This is a genomic window from Mesorhizobium sp. M0217, assembly GCF_040321955.1.
Classification (GTDB): domain Bacteria; phylum Pseudomonadota; class Alphaproteobacteria; order Rhizobiales; family Rhizobiaceae; genus Mesorhizobium.
This window is the reverse complement of the sequence record NZ_JAMYSN010000020.1, coordinates 59,891-74,129: the sequence shown is the minus strand read 5'-3', so window position 1 is coordinate 74,129 and position 14,239 is coordinate 59,891. Positions and strand designations below refer to the sequence as shown.

Genomic DNA, 14,239 nt, shown 5'->3' with positions numbered 1-14,239 from the left:
GGCGGATCCGGCCCGCCCGAAACCCTTCGCCGGCAGCTTTTTTCCCCGCCGCCTGCGGCGGCTTCCTCGCGCCGCTTCGCTTCAAAAAAGCTGCCCGCGCGGGTCCTCCGCTATCGCTGCGGCCGTCCCGGTTCCGGCGGTCCGGACGCGCCCATCACGGTCCGCCATCGCAGGGGAATGGTCCCCTGCGAGCACCAAGAGGAGACTGGAAATGACCGCGATCGGATACGTCACCAAACAGGAAAACGGCGGCTACAAGGGCCAGCTCAAGACGCTCAGCGTCCGCGCCGACATCGATATCGTGCCCAATCAGGCAAAGAGCGCCGACACCCATCCCGACTTCCGGGTGCTGACGCAAGGGATCGAAGTGGGTGCGGGCTGGATCCGCACCGGCGAGACCTCCGGCAAGGACTATGTGAGCCTGTCGATTGCCGCCCCCGAGTTTGGCCCCCGCAAGCTCTACGCCAATCTCGGCCGCGCCGCCGGCCAGGATGACGACGACACTTACGCCATCATCTGGAACCCGGTCGACTGACCGGCCGATCCGGAAAGCCCCGCGCCGCCACCGGCGCGGGGCCTCTCTCAGGACCCGTGAGGCCGCCGAAGGGGGCGGCGAAAACTCGCCCCCCTACTCTTCGCCCGTCCCCAAAACGATCTCGCTCGCCGATCCTCGCCTTCGCTTGTCCGTAGCGAAACGAGGATCATCATGGACGACGAAAACGAACGCGCAGCCCGCGCCAAGAAGGGCAGTCCGTTTCTCAATACCGCGCAGGCGGCCTTCTATATCGGGCTGTCCCAGCGCACGCTGGAGAAGATGCGCCTCAAAGGCGGCGGCCCGCAATTCCGCAAACACGGCCGCTATGTCCGCTATCACATCGACGAACTCGACGATTGGTCGAAGGGGCACGCGCAGGAGACCGGGCCCGAGGACGGCGGGCACGATTCCGGCTCGGCCGGCGAGGGAGGCCGCTCATGAGCCGGCGTCCCACCATCCATCTGATCGGCAGCCATCTGCGGCGCATTCGGGCGCGCAAGACGATCGCCGTGGCCACGATGGGCCTTGCCCTGATCGGCTTCGCCGCCTTCGGCAAACCATCGCCCTGGCTGGTCTGGAACGCCTCGGCGAGTGCGCCGGTCGGCCTCTATCGCGTCGCGTCCGGATCGCCGGCTCTTGGTGATCTCGTACTCGTCCGCCCGCCAAGACCGGTCGTCGATCTGGCCGCCGAACGCTTCTATCTGCCCAGCAACGTGCCCATGGTCAAGCACCTTGCCGCGCTGCCTGGCGAGCATGTCTGCGCCTTCGGCGACGCCATCATCATCGGCGGCGAGATTGTCGCGCGCCGGCTTGCAACCGACACGCAGCACCGTCCGCTGCCTTGGTGGAATGCCTGCCGAAAGCTCGCCGATGCCGAGGTTTTCCTACTCGGCAGCGATAAAAATCGCTCGTTCGACAGCCGCTATTTCGGGCCGGTGCCGACCGAAAATATCATCGGGAGGCTCGTGCCGCTATGGACCGAGTGACCCTCCTGATGCTGGGCATGGTGTCTCTCGCACCATGCTCCTGTTCCGCGGCGACCAACACGAAGCCGGTCGTCATCTCCCATAGTCCGCAGCTTGCAAGATGGCAGCCCTTCGTAGCCGAAGCAAGCCGGCGTTTCAGCATTCCACAGACTTGGATTTATGCCGTCATGGATGCCGAAAGCCGGGGGCAGACAAGGCTCAATGGACGGCCGGTCACGTCGAGCGCCGGTGCCATTGGCCTGATGCAGGTGATGCCAGGCACCTACGAGGAGTTGCGCGCAGAGCTTGGCCTGGGAGCCGCCCCGCACGACCCTCGCGACAACATTCTGGCAGGCACTGCCTATCTGCGCGCCATGTATGACCGCTTCGGATTTCCAGGCCTGTTTGCAGCCTATAACGCCGGGCCGGAGCGCTACGAACAGCATTTGCAGCGTGGGCGGCCACTGCCCAGCGAGACGGTTTCGTATCTGGAAGAGGTCAAGGCGGCGGGCATTTCGGCCGCCGATATGGACGCGCTCACCGACAAATCCCGTTCCAAAAGCGCGCCGGGAATCCCTTCCGGGCAGTCGCTGTTTTTCCTCCGAAACGGTGTTTCCGTGACCGGCCCGAATGGCCACCTCCTGGTGCCGCTCGGATCGGAGCGAGCAAGGTCAGGCCGGCCGGATCGCAGGTGAGGGCAGCGGCTACCGCGGTTCGGGCGGGGGGCAGGGAGGCAGGTCCGCGGAAGGCAAGATAAAGGCATCGCCTCCTGAGGCGGCGAAGTGTTTGTCTGCACATCGTTTTCCCGGGAGGTTGCCTGCGGGTCCAGGAGGGTCTGGCGCGCAAGCCTCTGATTTTGCTGCTGGTTCATCGGAGGCCGCATGCAGGATGACGAATTCACGCCGAGGCTCGGCAAAATTGGCTCGCGCGGCTCGAAGGCGGGCAAACGCTACGCTGGCCAGGTCCAGGCCGCGGTCAACCGAGCAGGCGGCAGGAGCGGACGCGGCAGCCGCTTCATCGGAAGCCGGGTGGGGCGCGGCGGGGCTGCTGCCGCCGTTCTTAGAGCACGCGACCGCCACGCGGCGTTTCGGCAGCGGCGCGCAGTCGTCAAGGCACGCATCGTCAAGCTGGCCGGCAAGGGAGTCGACGGAGCTCGTGCGCACCTCCGCTACCTCCAGCGCGACGGCGTCACCCGGGAAGGCGAGCGTGGCGAGCTCTACGCTGCCGACAAAGACCACGCGGACGGCAGGGCCTTTCTCGATCGCGCGAACGGTGACCGTCATCAGTTCCGCTTCATCGTCGCCCCTGAAGACGGTATCGAGTATGATGACCTGAAGCTGCTCACCCGGCGCCTCATGGCGCAAATGGAACAAGACCTCGGCACCAGGCTAGACTGGGTGGCCGTCGACCATTTCAACACCGGCCATCCTCACACCCACATCATCGTGCGCGGCAGGGACGATCACGGCGAAAACCTCGTCATCGCGCGGGACTACATCTCCTCTGGCCTGCGCGAGCGCGCAGCCGAACTGGTTAGCCTCGACCTTGGCCCGCGCACCGACCGCGAGATCGAGCAGCGCTTGCGCCAGGAGATGGAGCAGGAACGCTTCACCAGCATCGACCGGCAGCTGATGCGCATGCGCGACGAGGGGCATGTCTCACCAGCCAGCCGAGACACCTTTCGCCAGACGCTGCACCAGGGCCGCCTGCGCAAGCTCGAGCGGATGGGTCTCGTCGAGGAGATGCCTTCGGGTCGCTGGCGCCTGGAGGATGATCTCGAAGCCACGCTACGCCGCATCGGCGAGCGCGGCGACATTGTCAAGACCATCCATCGCGAGCTGACCGGCAAGGGGCTCGTCCGCAGTGCCGCCGACTATCTTATCCACGATCGATCCGACGGGTCGGCCCAAACCGTGGTCGGACGTGTCGTCGGGCGCGGGCTGGCCGACGAAATCACTGACCGCCATTACCTCGTCGTCGACGGCGTGGACGGCAAAAGCCACTATTTTGATATCGGCAAAGGCGAGGCCACCCAACCGACACCAGAAGGCTGCATAGTGCGGATCAGGCCGAGGGACACCGGGCCAAGAAAAGTCGACCGCACAATTGCCGGCATCGCCACGGTCAACGAGGGGCGCTACAGCATCGATATCCATCTCAAGCATGACCCCTCGGCCACCGAACGCTTTGCCGAAACGCACGTGCGGCGACTGGAGGCGATCCGCCGTGCGACCGGTGGCGTCGAGCGCGAGCCGGACGGCACATGGACAGTCGCGCCCGACCATCTCAACCGCGTCGCGGATTACGAGCGTCAACGAGCGAGGGCCCAGCCTGTTGTCGTCGACAAGCTCTCATCAATGCCGCTGGAGAGCCAAGTAGGCTTTGACGGCGCCACCTGGATCGACCAGGAGCTGGTATCAGCCCACCCTGAGTCCTTGCGCGACTCTGGCTTCGGTCGAGAAGTACGTCAGGTCCAGGCCCGCCGACAGCAGTGGCTGATCGCGCAAGGTCTTGCCCATGATGCGCAGGATCGGGTCATCTATCGCGCCAACATGCTTTCAATGCTGCGCCAACGAGAGCTGAACCGTGTTGCCAGTCAGCTCTCGGACGAACTCGGGCTCTCGTATTCTGAAGCGCAGCATGGCAATCGAATAGACGGTACGCTGCGCCGCTGCGTCGAGCTCGCCGGCGGAAAATACGCTGTCATCGAGAAATCGCGCGAGTTCACGCTGGTGCCCTGGCGGCCGGTGCTTGAGCATCATATCGGCAAGGAGGTGTCTGGCGTGGTGCGCGCCGAGGGGATTTCCTGGACGATCGGACGGCAGAGGAGCGGGCCTGGCGTTTCGTGAACTGGCTACAATTTATTTGTTCACGTTGAAACAGGTACTCAGCCCAGACGGAGTTCCTCCGCCTGCTGCTTGCTCGCAGCATTCATTTGGCGGAGAGTCAGTGTTCTGCATTTGTAGTTCGCTCTGTCAAAAAGCGCTGGGAATATGCATCATGTTCTGCGTTGACACGGAAGCCGGGCCGACAGGTGCCGCCCTGTGGTTGCGGATCGGCTCCCGATGGCTGCCAGCTAGAAAGGTGGGCTGACTCGTGATAGCGCAAGGGGCTATGGCGGCCGCGGTACGGCGAAGCGAGCTCTGGCATCGAGGATGAAGCCGCACTTCCCGATCTTATTCTACTCGCAGGACCGGCAGACGCGGCGGTCGCCCCTGCGGGTGCTGTTGGCCCTGGCGTGAACTGGCAGTCCGTCCCGCGGGGACTTTGTAACGGAGAAAAGTCGCTGCGATGGCCCGGGTGACGATGCGGTCAGCGACCATGCCAGACGAGATCGGCAGCTTTCTGCCGCGGCACGGCGCCGGAGCCATCAGGCCGCCGCGACATCGGGTCTGGCGCACCTTCGGATGTTGGCTGGCCGCGGTTTACTTCGAGCAGCGCCGGGTGGGTCATGCGGTGCCGCTACTGGGCACCGAGGCAGCTTTGGGCATGAGACCCGTTCAATCGCGCCGGCCACGTCGGTCATCGCGACATCTGGAGTCGAGGCCAGGTCAGACCGGGAAAAAAACCTGCTCGTCGCGCGGGAGCCCCGGGTTGCGCCGTCGATCCTTCCGCCCAACTCAGCGCCGCGCGACCAGCAATAGCCCCTTGCCCCGAAACTGACGCCAAGCCGACGGACCCGCTCTGCGCATACCGATGCCGTCCGCGCCGTCGTCGGCGGAAACCAGCGAGCCGTGGACCTCACACAATCTGAGCCGCTGGTGACGATGTGCATCGCCTACTTCCATCCGCACTCCTATCGACGAACTCGCCCGCTGCCCGCGGTGATGCGAACCCGTGGATGAATATTTCGCCGAAGCCGCAGTGGGGGCTCAGCCTCGACGATTTTTTTGCCTTGCCCCGGCGGGCGGCGCAACCGAGCATCGAGACAAAAAACGGGAAAGGGAGGGCACCAGCCCGTTAGAGCCGTGGCCATGATGATGTGGGGACGATCTCCTGGAAGAAATGTGGAGATCGACGCTCTCCTGACGCGCTCATCGAAGATTTTAGGCCGCGCCGACGTGGCTGCTTGAGCGATAACACTCACTTCGGAGGCCCCAGTGCGGCTCCTTGGCCAAGCTGCTCGGCACGCCGTGAGTGTGCTTTCTTGTTTGGGGAAGGGAGACTTACGTCTACAACAATCTCGTTTCGATCTACGATGGAGAGTCGGCGAGACAAGTGTTGCTGATGTTCATTGGCTCCGGAGCAACTTCTGCAGTCACAATGCAGCTTATGTTCCTATGCTGGAGAGTTGGCCATTCAACTCGCGTAGCTCGCTTTGTTGCGGTGGAGCTTGGTCAGAGCACACTGCTGCTTTACCTGCTTCAGGGCGCCGTGTTTCGCTTCATGGATCTAATAGGGTTCGGAGAGCTTTGGGATCTCCCGAGCAGAATCGGGTTCGCCACTTTGCTTGGTGCCGCGATCGTTGTCTCCGCTTGACAATTCGCAGGATTGCGCGTGACCACGGATGGTTGTCGCACGGCTACGCTTAATATGTGACGACGCTTGCGCCTTGTAGGCAATTGTTGCGGCCGCCCACGGCCGACATGAACGTGCTTGGCCGCACGTTTTCTAAGTGAGGCGGAAAGAGGCGCGCGACCCCTCTCCCCAGCAACCCGCCTTGCGGATTCCTCCTCTGCCCGCTTCGCAGACGGGGATACCCTCCGCCCCCTTGCTATTCGTTGCCCGCCGCTATGCAAAGGACGGGCGACCTGAATCCGTGCTCAAGCCGATCTGGCGGCAGAGGGGGGGGCGGGCTGAACATGGGACCCGTGATTGACATAATTGCCGCGCGAATCCTCATGCTCGCCTAACCGGCCGGAACGATTTGCAATCCGGGCAGGCTCGACAAATCAAGGAGTAGCTCGTTCCGTGTCCAAGCCCAGACAAGTCTTGGTTATCTCACGGGCGCGATACAAAAGGCACAGGCTGGACTTGGCTGCCGGGGGCGGGGCTTGTCGACCGCTCGATTGAAAGTGAGATGCGAGGCGGAGAATCACCCATGTGCAGAGCGGCAAGGCGCTCGCCTACCTCCCTGTCATTCACCGTCAGCCGATGGTTTAGACGAAGATAGTCCGTCCATGTCGGCGTGCGGAATGTCTCGGTCCAAAGCGTCGACTTCTGAAGGTCGCGCTGGAGGGTCCAGTCCCGCGCACCGGCGCGGCTCTGAACGCGCCGCCTTTCGCGCATGCAGCTCAGAAATTCATCGATACTCTCCTCGGGTATCGAGTACTCCACCTTGATCACGATCGGACCGCTCCTGGGCTTCAAAGGGAGGGCCAGTTCTGGTGGCCTGAAGTCGACGGCCGCTTGATCCGATTCCTCCCATAGCCGCACTGGCAATAGCTTTCCCACAGCCGCGACCAGCAACAGTGCCGCTGCAGCACCTTCCAAAGCCCACGTCAGCGAATAGTACTGCGCGACAGCACCCCAGATCCAGCTGCCCGCTGCCATGCCGCCGTAGGTCAGGGCGTAATAGATGGACAGGGTCCGACCAACGACCCACCTTGGGCTTGCCAACTGCACACACACGTCGGTTCCGGTCCAGGTGACAACCCAGCCAGCGCCACCGATTGCAAGCGCGATCGCCGCCACAGCCACCGACGATGTGAGGGCCATCAAAAGGCAACACGTTGCGCAAGCAACGGATGCGAGCGTGATCAATCGGTTCTGGGACGTAATGCGTCTCAAGTAGCTGCTGCCAATGCCGGCTATGAAGGCGCCTGTGCCGAAGCCAGCCAATAGCACCCCGTAAACAATTGGCCCTCCCGCCAGCTGGTCGCGAACCAGGAGGGGGAGCAGAGCAAGGATCGAGATGCTTGACAGCCCGAATAGGGTTGCACGCACAATCGCCACTCTGATCTCTGAGGATATTGCCGTGAATCGCATGCCATCATGAATGGCCGTAGTCATCCGCTCGCGCGGAAGAGGCGAAAAGCGAACTTGCCACTTTGAGCGCAGAACAGCGCTCAACGGGACCAGGTCACTCAGCGCAGCGAGGGCGAAAGCCGTAAGGGGGCCTAGCAAAGCTAAGATTACACCGCCCAGCGCCGGTCCTATGCTCCGAACCACGTTGTAGCCCACCGACATCAGCGTCACTGCGGCGGGTATGTCGCGCTTTTCCAGGATATCGCCTACCGACGCGTGCCATGCTGGATCGTTCAAGGCAAAGCCGCATCCGGCCAAGAAACTCAGTCCCAGGATCAGCCATGGACTAACAAAGCCCAGTCCCACAGCGAGTGCCAGCGCCGTGGATGCCAGTGCGATAAGGCAGTGTCCGGCAAGCATCACGCCGCGGCGGCTGAAGCTGTCTGCAATGGCTCCAGCAAGGATCGACAAGAAGAACGCGGGCAGTGTCGATGCAGCCTGTACGAGCGCAACCATTAGATCGGAGGCTGAAATCGTCGCCATGAGCCAGCTTATAGCCACGCTCTGCACCAGCCAGCCAAGGCTGGATATCTGCGTGGCTGTCCAGATAGAACGAAAGACCGGGTTGTGAAGAGGGATCAGTGTGTTTGCCGCAAAGCGCGGAGGATCTTGACGCCGCATCACTTCTCTCCCCCACTGGGTGTCGTTCGTCCGCTCATTTGCTTACAGCGGTGCGCTCTGTGCACAGACTGCGTCACAACGAAGTTCCGAAATCGCGCTCGCAACAAGGACAATGTGACATCCATGGTGCTGATGCGCCTTGAGGTACCAACCTGGCCGTTAGCTGATGGGTCCCGCAGCCCGCTGGGTGCGGTCAGTTCTGCCCTGCGACTCTTGGCTTTGGACGGTGCTAGCGCCCCGATGGCCGGCTTGTCAAACTGCCGTAGTGCCAGCACATCCATCCCATCTGTTGACCGCGATCTCCGACGAGGTCGAGCAGCAGTAGGTCAACGGCAAATCTGGGTATTTCCGCTATCCGGTCGAGCGCGTGGCCATCGTCCGGAAACCCGAAGACGTTCATCACCCAGGCGACCACCACGCCCGAGACAATGCGACACGGCGGTAGCGGTTCACCAGAGGACGTGCGTTCTACTCAGCAGGAACATTGTTCTGCCGATCGTCGGCTGCGCCAGCCGTCACGTAAAGCGGCGCCAGAGTTCTTGCACCCGTCATTGGACTCCCGCTTTGCAGGTTTCGCCTAGGGCCTGCATCAGGTCATCTATAATGTCCTGAGGATGTTCAAGCCCTACAGAAATTCGCAGCAATCCGCCTGGCGCTTTGGACTTCGCACCTTCAACGGATGCGCGATGCTCTATCAGAGAATGCGTCCCGCCAAGGCTTGTCGCCCGGACAACAATCTTCAGGCGGCCGGCCACGGCCATTGCAGCATCGGCTCCGCCCTCGACGATAAAGGATAGCATCGCTCCGTAATGGCTCATTTGCCGCGTAGCAAGATCGTGTCCCGGATCAGTTTGCAAACCAGGAAAGAGCACTTTTTCGACGCGCGGATGAGACGCCAGGGCCTCGGCCACTTTCTGGGCGCCTTCGCAATGGGCGCGCATGCGGACCGGCAATGTCTGCAGGCCCCGCAACGCCAGCCAACAGTCGAAGGGCGCTGCGACGCTGCCCTTGTGTTTCTGGACCATCCGCAATGGGCGAGCGAGGGGTGACGCGTTTGGGACAATGACGACACCGGCCATCAAATCCGAGTGGCCGCCAATGTACTTTGTCGCCGAGTGCATCACCGCGTCTGCCCCGATTTCGAGTGGCAGTTGAAGCACTGGGGTGGCCCACGTATTGTCCACCACCGCCAAGGCGTCTGCCTCGTGCGCGATTGCGCAGATGGCCGCAATGTCGACAACGCGGATCATCGGGTTTGACGGCGTCTCGACCCAGACGAGGTCAGTCCGCTTCGATGTCACCGCGGCGCGCAAAGCGTCCAAATCGCGCATGTCGACGGGGGCAAAGTCGAAGCGAGACCCAATGTCGGTCTCTTCGATCAGCGAACGAATGCCGAAATACATGTCATCCGGCAGAACGATCCGACCCGCCGACGGATGGCTCTCGAAAACTGCAGCGATTGCGGCCATGCCCGAAGCGAAGGCGATGCCGTCTCCCCCTCCCTCAAGCGTCGCCATGGCCGCCTCGAACGCATTGCGTGTCGGATTTCCATCCCTTGTGTATTCGAAGCCGGAAGGAAATGACCCGTTGGCGCCTCGTTCGAACGTCGTGCTGGTGTGCAGCGGCATGGATACGGCCCCCGTGGACGCGTCGACACCTCGGCCGCAGTGGATCGCCTTCGTCTCAAAACGCATCGGTTATTCCTTCCTAACGGGCAGTTGCAATTTCGTGCCGGTCATTATACTGACCGCAATACGTGAGCCGAGGACCCAAGTCAATATAATGACCAATGTTACGGAAGCGTTTGATGCCGAGCAAGCGCTTGGGCAAGCGATAGCAGCCCGGATCCGAGACTTGAGGCGTGACCAAAGCCTGACCCTGGATCGCCTGGCTAAACTAAGTGGCCTATCGAAGGGAACCGTGGTCGCGCTGGAGCAGGGTAGGGCGAACCCCAGTATCGGCATACTGTGTCGGCTGGCGGCGGCGTTTTCGCTCTCGGTGGCCGATTTGTTGAACGAGCACCCTTCCACGGTGCGCCTTCCCATCGAGCGGACAGAGACCAGGAGGCTTTGGACGAGCGCCAAGGGAAGCTCTGCGCAACTGCATTCGTCGACCTCGGGACGCACGATGTTCGAACTGTGGAGCTGGGTCATGATGCCGGGCGATGTCTTTTCCGCGGACGCTCATAGTCCGGATACGCGCGAGCTGATCTCGGTCAGTCAGGGTGCCCTGAGCGTTGTGGTAGGTACCCACGTGGAAATTTTAAGCGAAGGCGAGAGTGCGCGGCTTGTCACTGACCAACCTCACTCATATGCGGCGGCATCTGATGTGCCCGCCCACTTCACGATGGCGGTGCTTGAGCGTGGTGGACACCGAAATCCGGGGCACTCGTCGACGGCAGCGAAGATTCAGGGGCACGTTCCGTAAGGCCCCGCCGATTACTAACAACCGCACATTCGCGACAGGAGATAAACCGTTGTACGTTCCGCCTCATTTTGCCGTCCCTGATCAGAACGCCCTGTTTGACCTTATCGAGAGACACCCGCTGGGTATCCTCGTCACCCAAAGCAAAGGCACGCTGGACGCGAACCACCTCCCTTTCGAGCTTGACCGCTCGAAGGGAGACAAGGGCGTTCTCAATTGCCATGTCGCTCGCAAGAACCCAGTCTGGGAGGAAGTCGCCAATGGCGATGAGGTTCTCGTAATCTTCCGTGAGGCCGACGCTTACATCTCGCCGAACTGGTATCCGAGCAAGCATGAATTCCACAAGCAGGTGCCGACCTGGAACTATCTCGTCGTCCATGCCCACGGACGCATCACTGTCCGGGATGATGAGCGGTATGTGCGCCGCAACGTGGCGAAGCTCACTCACATGCAAGAAGCCTCGCAGCCGGTCCCATGGAAGATGGGCGACGCGCCGAAGGACTTCATCGACACGATGGTCAGGGCAATCGTCGCCTTGGAGATCGAGATCACCGGCCTGGTTGGAAAATCAAAACTCAGCCAGAACAAAGAGTTGCGCGACATTCAGAACCCTGGCGAAATGCTGCGTGCCCAAGGGGCCATTGCGATGGGAGAAGCGATGCTCGCGGCTGCGGCGGTCAAATCCCAATAGCATGTGTCTTGTCCCGACAAAGCCGCTGGTGCCGGCTTCCCGACGGGTCACCTAGTCCGCCTTGACGCACGGCAATAGCGTTTGACGGCCTGAAGCGACGCTGTGGTCACCCTTGTGATGCTTTTCCACGCGCCTGGTCAGGCGACAGGATTGCTCCGTCGTGAGGACAGGCGGGAGTTTGCAGGTTGCGGTGGGCGGGTTCGTTTCCGGCGCCTGCGCCCCGTCGTATGTCGCGAGTTGAGGAATGCGATCGAGGGCGATGTGCAGGATGCGCTGCGGGAACGTCGTCGGCTGGCACAGACGGACTTCCGATTTCACCTCGACCACCCGCGCAGCGGTTTTGAATGAGGCGCAAACGCACGCGTGTCGAATTGGGCGATTTCCCTTGGGCGCCGAGCTCGACCATGCGCGATGATGCGCTCGACGCAGCTCCAGCTGGCGGCGCCTTCAACGAACTCCTTGAACCTGCAGACCTTGCCCGAAAGCACTTGCTCTTACGGGAGATGATTGGCTTTGTCGCCGAAGCGACTGATGGAGATGTTGGTGGGCGCCGCCGCGTAGGCGACGACCCCGTAATCACAGCGGGAGCTCGCAGGCGGGGTCGACAAACACCCTTGATTGGCCGAGCTTGAGGTGCATCTCTATCAGGCTGATTGCTTATTGGGCTGGTCCAGCGTTTGATCGGACCCATGATCCATCCGACCAGCTTGTGAGGGATGCAACCGAACCAGGCGCTGCTCCCACAGTCTTCGCAGGCCCTCCATTAGAGCTGCATGCCTGGCCTGATCCGGCTCAATCATATTGAGGTGATCTCGCAACACGGCTTCGCCCTCGATCCGCATCAGTAGATTAAACAAGTCGTTTGAAATTCGCACACTGTCAATGCTGGAGTGGTTCGGAATAATCTCGCAGACAGTCTCCTGATGATCTCGCGCTGTGTAAGCACGGGTTTGATGGAGGGAGACTGAGGGAGGCAATGAAATCGCAAGCGCAGTCCAATCCTGCAGCGTTGCAGCCCGTTTTTTTACCAGGAAGGGCCCGACCACAAGTCCATCCAGCTCTGTCGTCAAAAATGTGGCAATCGCGTCTGCAACCGTATCCACGATCGGTTCAGCATTGTTGTTAAAGGACGTATTGAGCAGAATTGGAGTGCCTGTCCGCTTCTTGAAGGCATTGATGACCTCCCAGTAAGCTGGGTTGGCATCGCGCGATACTGTTTGCAGCCGAGCCGTACCGTCGACGTGCGTAATGGCACCCAACAAGGCGCGCTTTGAGTCACGCACGCGAACGACGAAATTCATGAATGGAAATTCGTGCTTACCGTCCGGGAGGTCGAAAAATTCGCTCGCATCCTCTTCCAGCACAGATGGTGCGAAAGGCCTATAGCCTTCGCGCTTCTTGACCATGGCATTGATCCGGTCCTTGTTTGCAGCGGGCCGAGGGTCGGCAAGAATGCTGCGGTTGCCCAGCGCACGTGGCCCAAACTCCGAACGACCCTGCACCCAGCCGATCACGGCGCCGTTGGTGATCCAGTGGGCTGCACTGCTCGCTACGTCATAAGAGCGTTCAACCTCGAGATGTCCGGACCATGCATTCAGTTCCTGTTCCACGGCGCGGTCGCTCCCGAGATCAGGACCCCAATAGACCTCCTGCAGTCGCTCACGCGGCGCGGGGCGGCCCATCTCGTTAGAGACTATCAGCGCAGCTCCCAATGCGCAGCCAGCGTCGTGAGACGCGGGTTGCACGAAGATGTCTTCGAAAAGCCCTGAATACAGCAGCTTGCCGTTCATCGTGCAGTTGTGGGCTACCCCTCCCGCCAGACACAACCGCTTCATGCCGGTGGCCTCACGGTGGTGCCGGAGAATGTGGAACACGATCCGCTCAAGCGCTTCCTGCAGTGACGCACTCACATCTCGATGCTGCTGGGTGAAAGGCATTCCCTTTCGCCTGATCTCGATGTTGCGGAGCAACGCCGGACCGATGCGGTCGAGGTGAACACGGTAGCCACCGTTGGCGGAGAGCTCGTACAACTGCTCGAAGAGCTCGCGATAGGGAGCGGGGTCGCCATAGGGCGCGAGTCCCATTACCTTATACTCGTCGAACATGCCGTAGCCGAGACAGCGGATCGTCTCGAGATAAAACAGCCCAAGAGAATTGTCCTCCGGGAAAGCCTCGATTTGCGTAATTTCTGTGCCAGACCCTACCGCCACAAGGCCCGACAGGAAATCACCACAGCCATCAATCGCTAGAATGAGACTTTGTTCGAAGCCCGACATTGCAAAGGCGCTCACGGCGTGCGCCTGATGATGACCTACGAATGAAATACGCGAACTGTCCAACTTAGTGCCGAACTCACGCGCTAACAGGTTCTGCACCAACATTTTAGCATCCAACGGAGTGGAGAGAATGTCCGGTTGGGAAGCGGACATACCTTCAAGCATGGCGTTGGCATAGGGCTCGCTGGCGTAGACCGCGACACGATCAATGTCGCTGAGCTGAACCCCGGCCGTCGAGAGACAGTATTGAATCGAACCACTTGGCAGCTTGTTCGAGTGCTTGATTCGATTGAGGCGTTCCTCTTCTACGGCGGCTATCACCTTTCCGTCTCGGACGAGCACCGCGGCGCCATCGTGCATAAAGGCGTTCGGACGCTCGAATCGGTTTTCATGGACTTGGTCAAGTCCGCCGCTGATTCCTAGACACAGCATTTCTTTCTCCAAATAGTAACGGGAAGCCAAATTGGCTTACCTCGACTGTTCCAACTAAATAGGCCGTGTTGTCGCCTGCAGCTGCGACCGCCCGTCAGGCATCAGCGGCATCGAAGAAAGCCTCATAAACGATCAATGAGATGCTTCGACTGTGACACCTACGGTGCCATCACGCCGAGAGCTTGGCTGGATCATCCAATCCTGAGCGGCTGCTGACATGTATCCGGCAATGTCGTTTTCATCGGCAGAACCAACTTGCGATGCCGCCTGTTCTTGGGAAGGGCGGCCGTCGACGAATAACAGTACCGCCCCCGTGAACTGGCCCGAT

Annotated in this window: 10 protein-coding genes and 1 pseudogene; 8 read left to right on the top strand and 3 right to left on the bottom strand. The window is 61.1% G+C overall.

Annotation, left to right across the window (positions count from 1 at the left end):
* Positions 1-211 precede the first annotated feature (211 nt).
* The 6 genes and pseudogenes from NKJ18_RS25150 to NKJ18_RS25120 all read left to right on the top strand — a co-directional run.
* The gene (locus tag NKJ18_RS25150; protein WP_023747246.1) at positions 212-535 is read left to right on the top strand and encodes a DUF736 domain-containing protein; all 324 of its coding nucleotides are present in this window, start codon (positions 212-214) and stop codon (positions 533-535) included.
* Between the two features lie 171 nt (positions 536-706).
* On the top strand, positions 707-976 hold the full coding sequence (locus NKJ18_RS25145) for a helix-turn-helix transcriptional regulator (protein WP_023672373.1): 270 nt from the start codon (positions 707-709) through the stop codon (positions 974-976).
* On the top strand, positions 973-1,521 hold the full coding sequence (locus NKJ18_RS25140; RefSeq protein WP_023750576.1) for a S26 family signal peptidase: 549 nt from the start codon (positions 973-975) through the stop codon (positions 1,519-1,521). Before NKJ18_RS25145 ends, NKJ18_RS25140 begins: the two co-directional genes overlap by 4 nt.
* Positions 1,509-2,195, top strand: a complete 687-nt coding sequence (locus NKJ18_RS25135; RefSeq protein ID WP_023704126.1) for a lytic transglycosylase domain-containing protein — start codon at positions 1,509-1,511, stop codon at positions 2,193-2,195. Before NKJ18_RS25140 ends, NKJ18_RS25135 begins: the two co-directional genes overlap by 13 nt.
* 186 nt (positions 2,196-2,381) lie before the next feature.
* The gene (gene rlxS, locus NKJ18_RS25130) at positions 2,382-4,349 is read left to right on the top strand and encodes a relaxase/mobilization nuclease RlxS (protein ID WP_352760139.1); all 1,968 of its coding nucleotides are present in this window, start codon (positions 2,382-2,384) and stop codon (positions 4,347-4,349) included.
* Positions 4,350-5,637: 1,288 nt separating this feature from the next.
* Positions 5,638-6,032, top strand: a pseudogene (locus tag NKJ18_RS25120) (nodulation factor fucose acetyltransferase NolL); the annotation flags it as partial.
* A gap of 409 nt (positions 6,033-6,441) precedes the next feature.
* Here NKJ18_RS25120 and NKJ18_RS25115 read toward each other — a convergent pair.
* Positions 6,442-8,088: an MFS transporter gene (locus tag NKJ18_RS25115; RefSeq protein WP_023704122.1), complete on the bottom strand. Its 1,647-nt coding sequence runs from the start codon at positions 8,086-8,088 to the stop codon at positions 6,442-6,444.
* Positions 8,089-8,636: 548 nt separating this feature from the next.
* Positions 8,637-9,716: a trans-sulfuration enzyme family protein gene (locus NKJ18_RS25110; protein ID WP_352760137.1), complete on the bottom strand. Its 1,080-nt coding sequence runs from the start codon at positions 9,714-9,716 to the stop codon at positions 8,637-8,639.
* On the opposite strand from NKJ18_RS25110, the gene NKJ18_RS25105 reads away from it, so the two are divergent.
* Positions 9,715-10,515, top strand: a complete 801-nt coding sequence (locus NKJ18_RS25105; RefSeq protein WP_245266008.1) for a helix-turn-helix domain-containing protein — start codon at positions 9,715-9,717, stop codon at positions 10,513-10,515. The two genes, NKJ18_RS25110 and NKJ18_RS25105, sit on opposite strands and share 2 nt — an antisense overlap.
* A gap of 49 nt (positions 10,516-10,564) precedes the next feature.
* The gene (locus NKJ18_RS25100; protein WP_023672382.1) at positions 10,565-11,203 is read left to right on the top strand and encodes an FMN-binding negative transcriptional regulator; all 639 of its coding nucleotides are present in this window, start codon (positions 10,565-10,567) and stop codon (positions 11,201-11,203) included.
* A 644-nt stretch (positions 11,204-11,847) separates the two neighbouring features.
* On the opposite strand, the gene NKJ18_RS25095 is transcribed toward NKJ18_RS25100, so the two are convergent.
* Positions 11,848-13,911: a carbamoyltransferase family protein gene (locus tag NKJ18_RS25095; protein WP_023708043.1), complete on the bottom strand. Its 2,064-nt coding sequence runs from the start codon at positions 13,909-13,911 to the stop codon at positions 11,848-11,850.
* Positions 13,912-14,239 lie beyond the last annotated feature (328 nt).

Coding starts and splice junctions, on each gene's coding strand:
- NKJ18_RS25150 (WP_023747246.1), top strand. CDS start 212: ATGACCGCGATCGGATACGTCACCAAACAGGAAAACGGCGGCTACAAG.
- NKJ18_RS25145 (WP_023672373.1), top strand. CDS start 707: ATGGACGACGAAAACGAACGCGCAGCCCGCGCCAAGAAGGGCAGTCCG.
- NKJ18_RS25140 (WP_023750576.1), top strand. CDS start 973: ATGAGCCGGCGTCCCACCATCCATCTGATCGGCAGCCATCTGCGGCGC.
- NKJ18_RS25135 (WP_023704126.1), top strand. CDS start 1,509: ATGGACCGAGTGACCCTCCTGATGCTGGGCATGGTGTCTCTCGCACCA.
- rlxS (WP_352760139.1), top strand. CDS start 2,382: ATGCAGGATGACGAATTCACGCCGAGGCTCGGCAAAATTGGCTCGCGC.
- NKJ18_RS25115 (WP_023704122.1), bottom strand. CDS start 8,088: ATGCGGCGTCAAGATCCTCCGCGCTTTGCGGCAAACACACTGATCCCT.
- NKJ18_RS25105 (WP_245266008.1), top strand. CDS start 9,715: ATGGATACGGCCCCCGTGGACGCGTCGACACCTCGGCCGCAGTGGATC.
- NKJ18_RS25110 (WP_352760137.1), bottom strand. CDS start 9,716: ATGCCGCTGCACACCAGCACGACGTTCGAACGAGGCGCCAACGGGTCA.
- NKJ18_RS25095 (WP_023708043.1), bottom strand. CDS start 13,911: ATGCTGTGTCTAGGAATCAGCGGCGGACTTGACCAAGTCCATGAAAAC.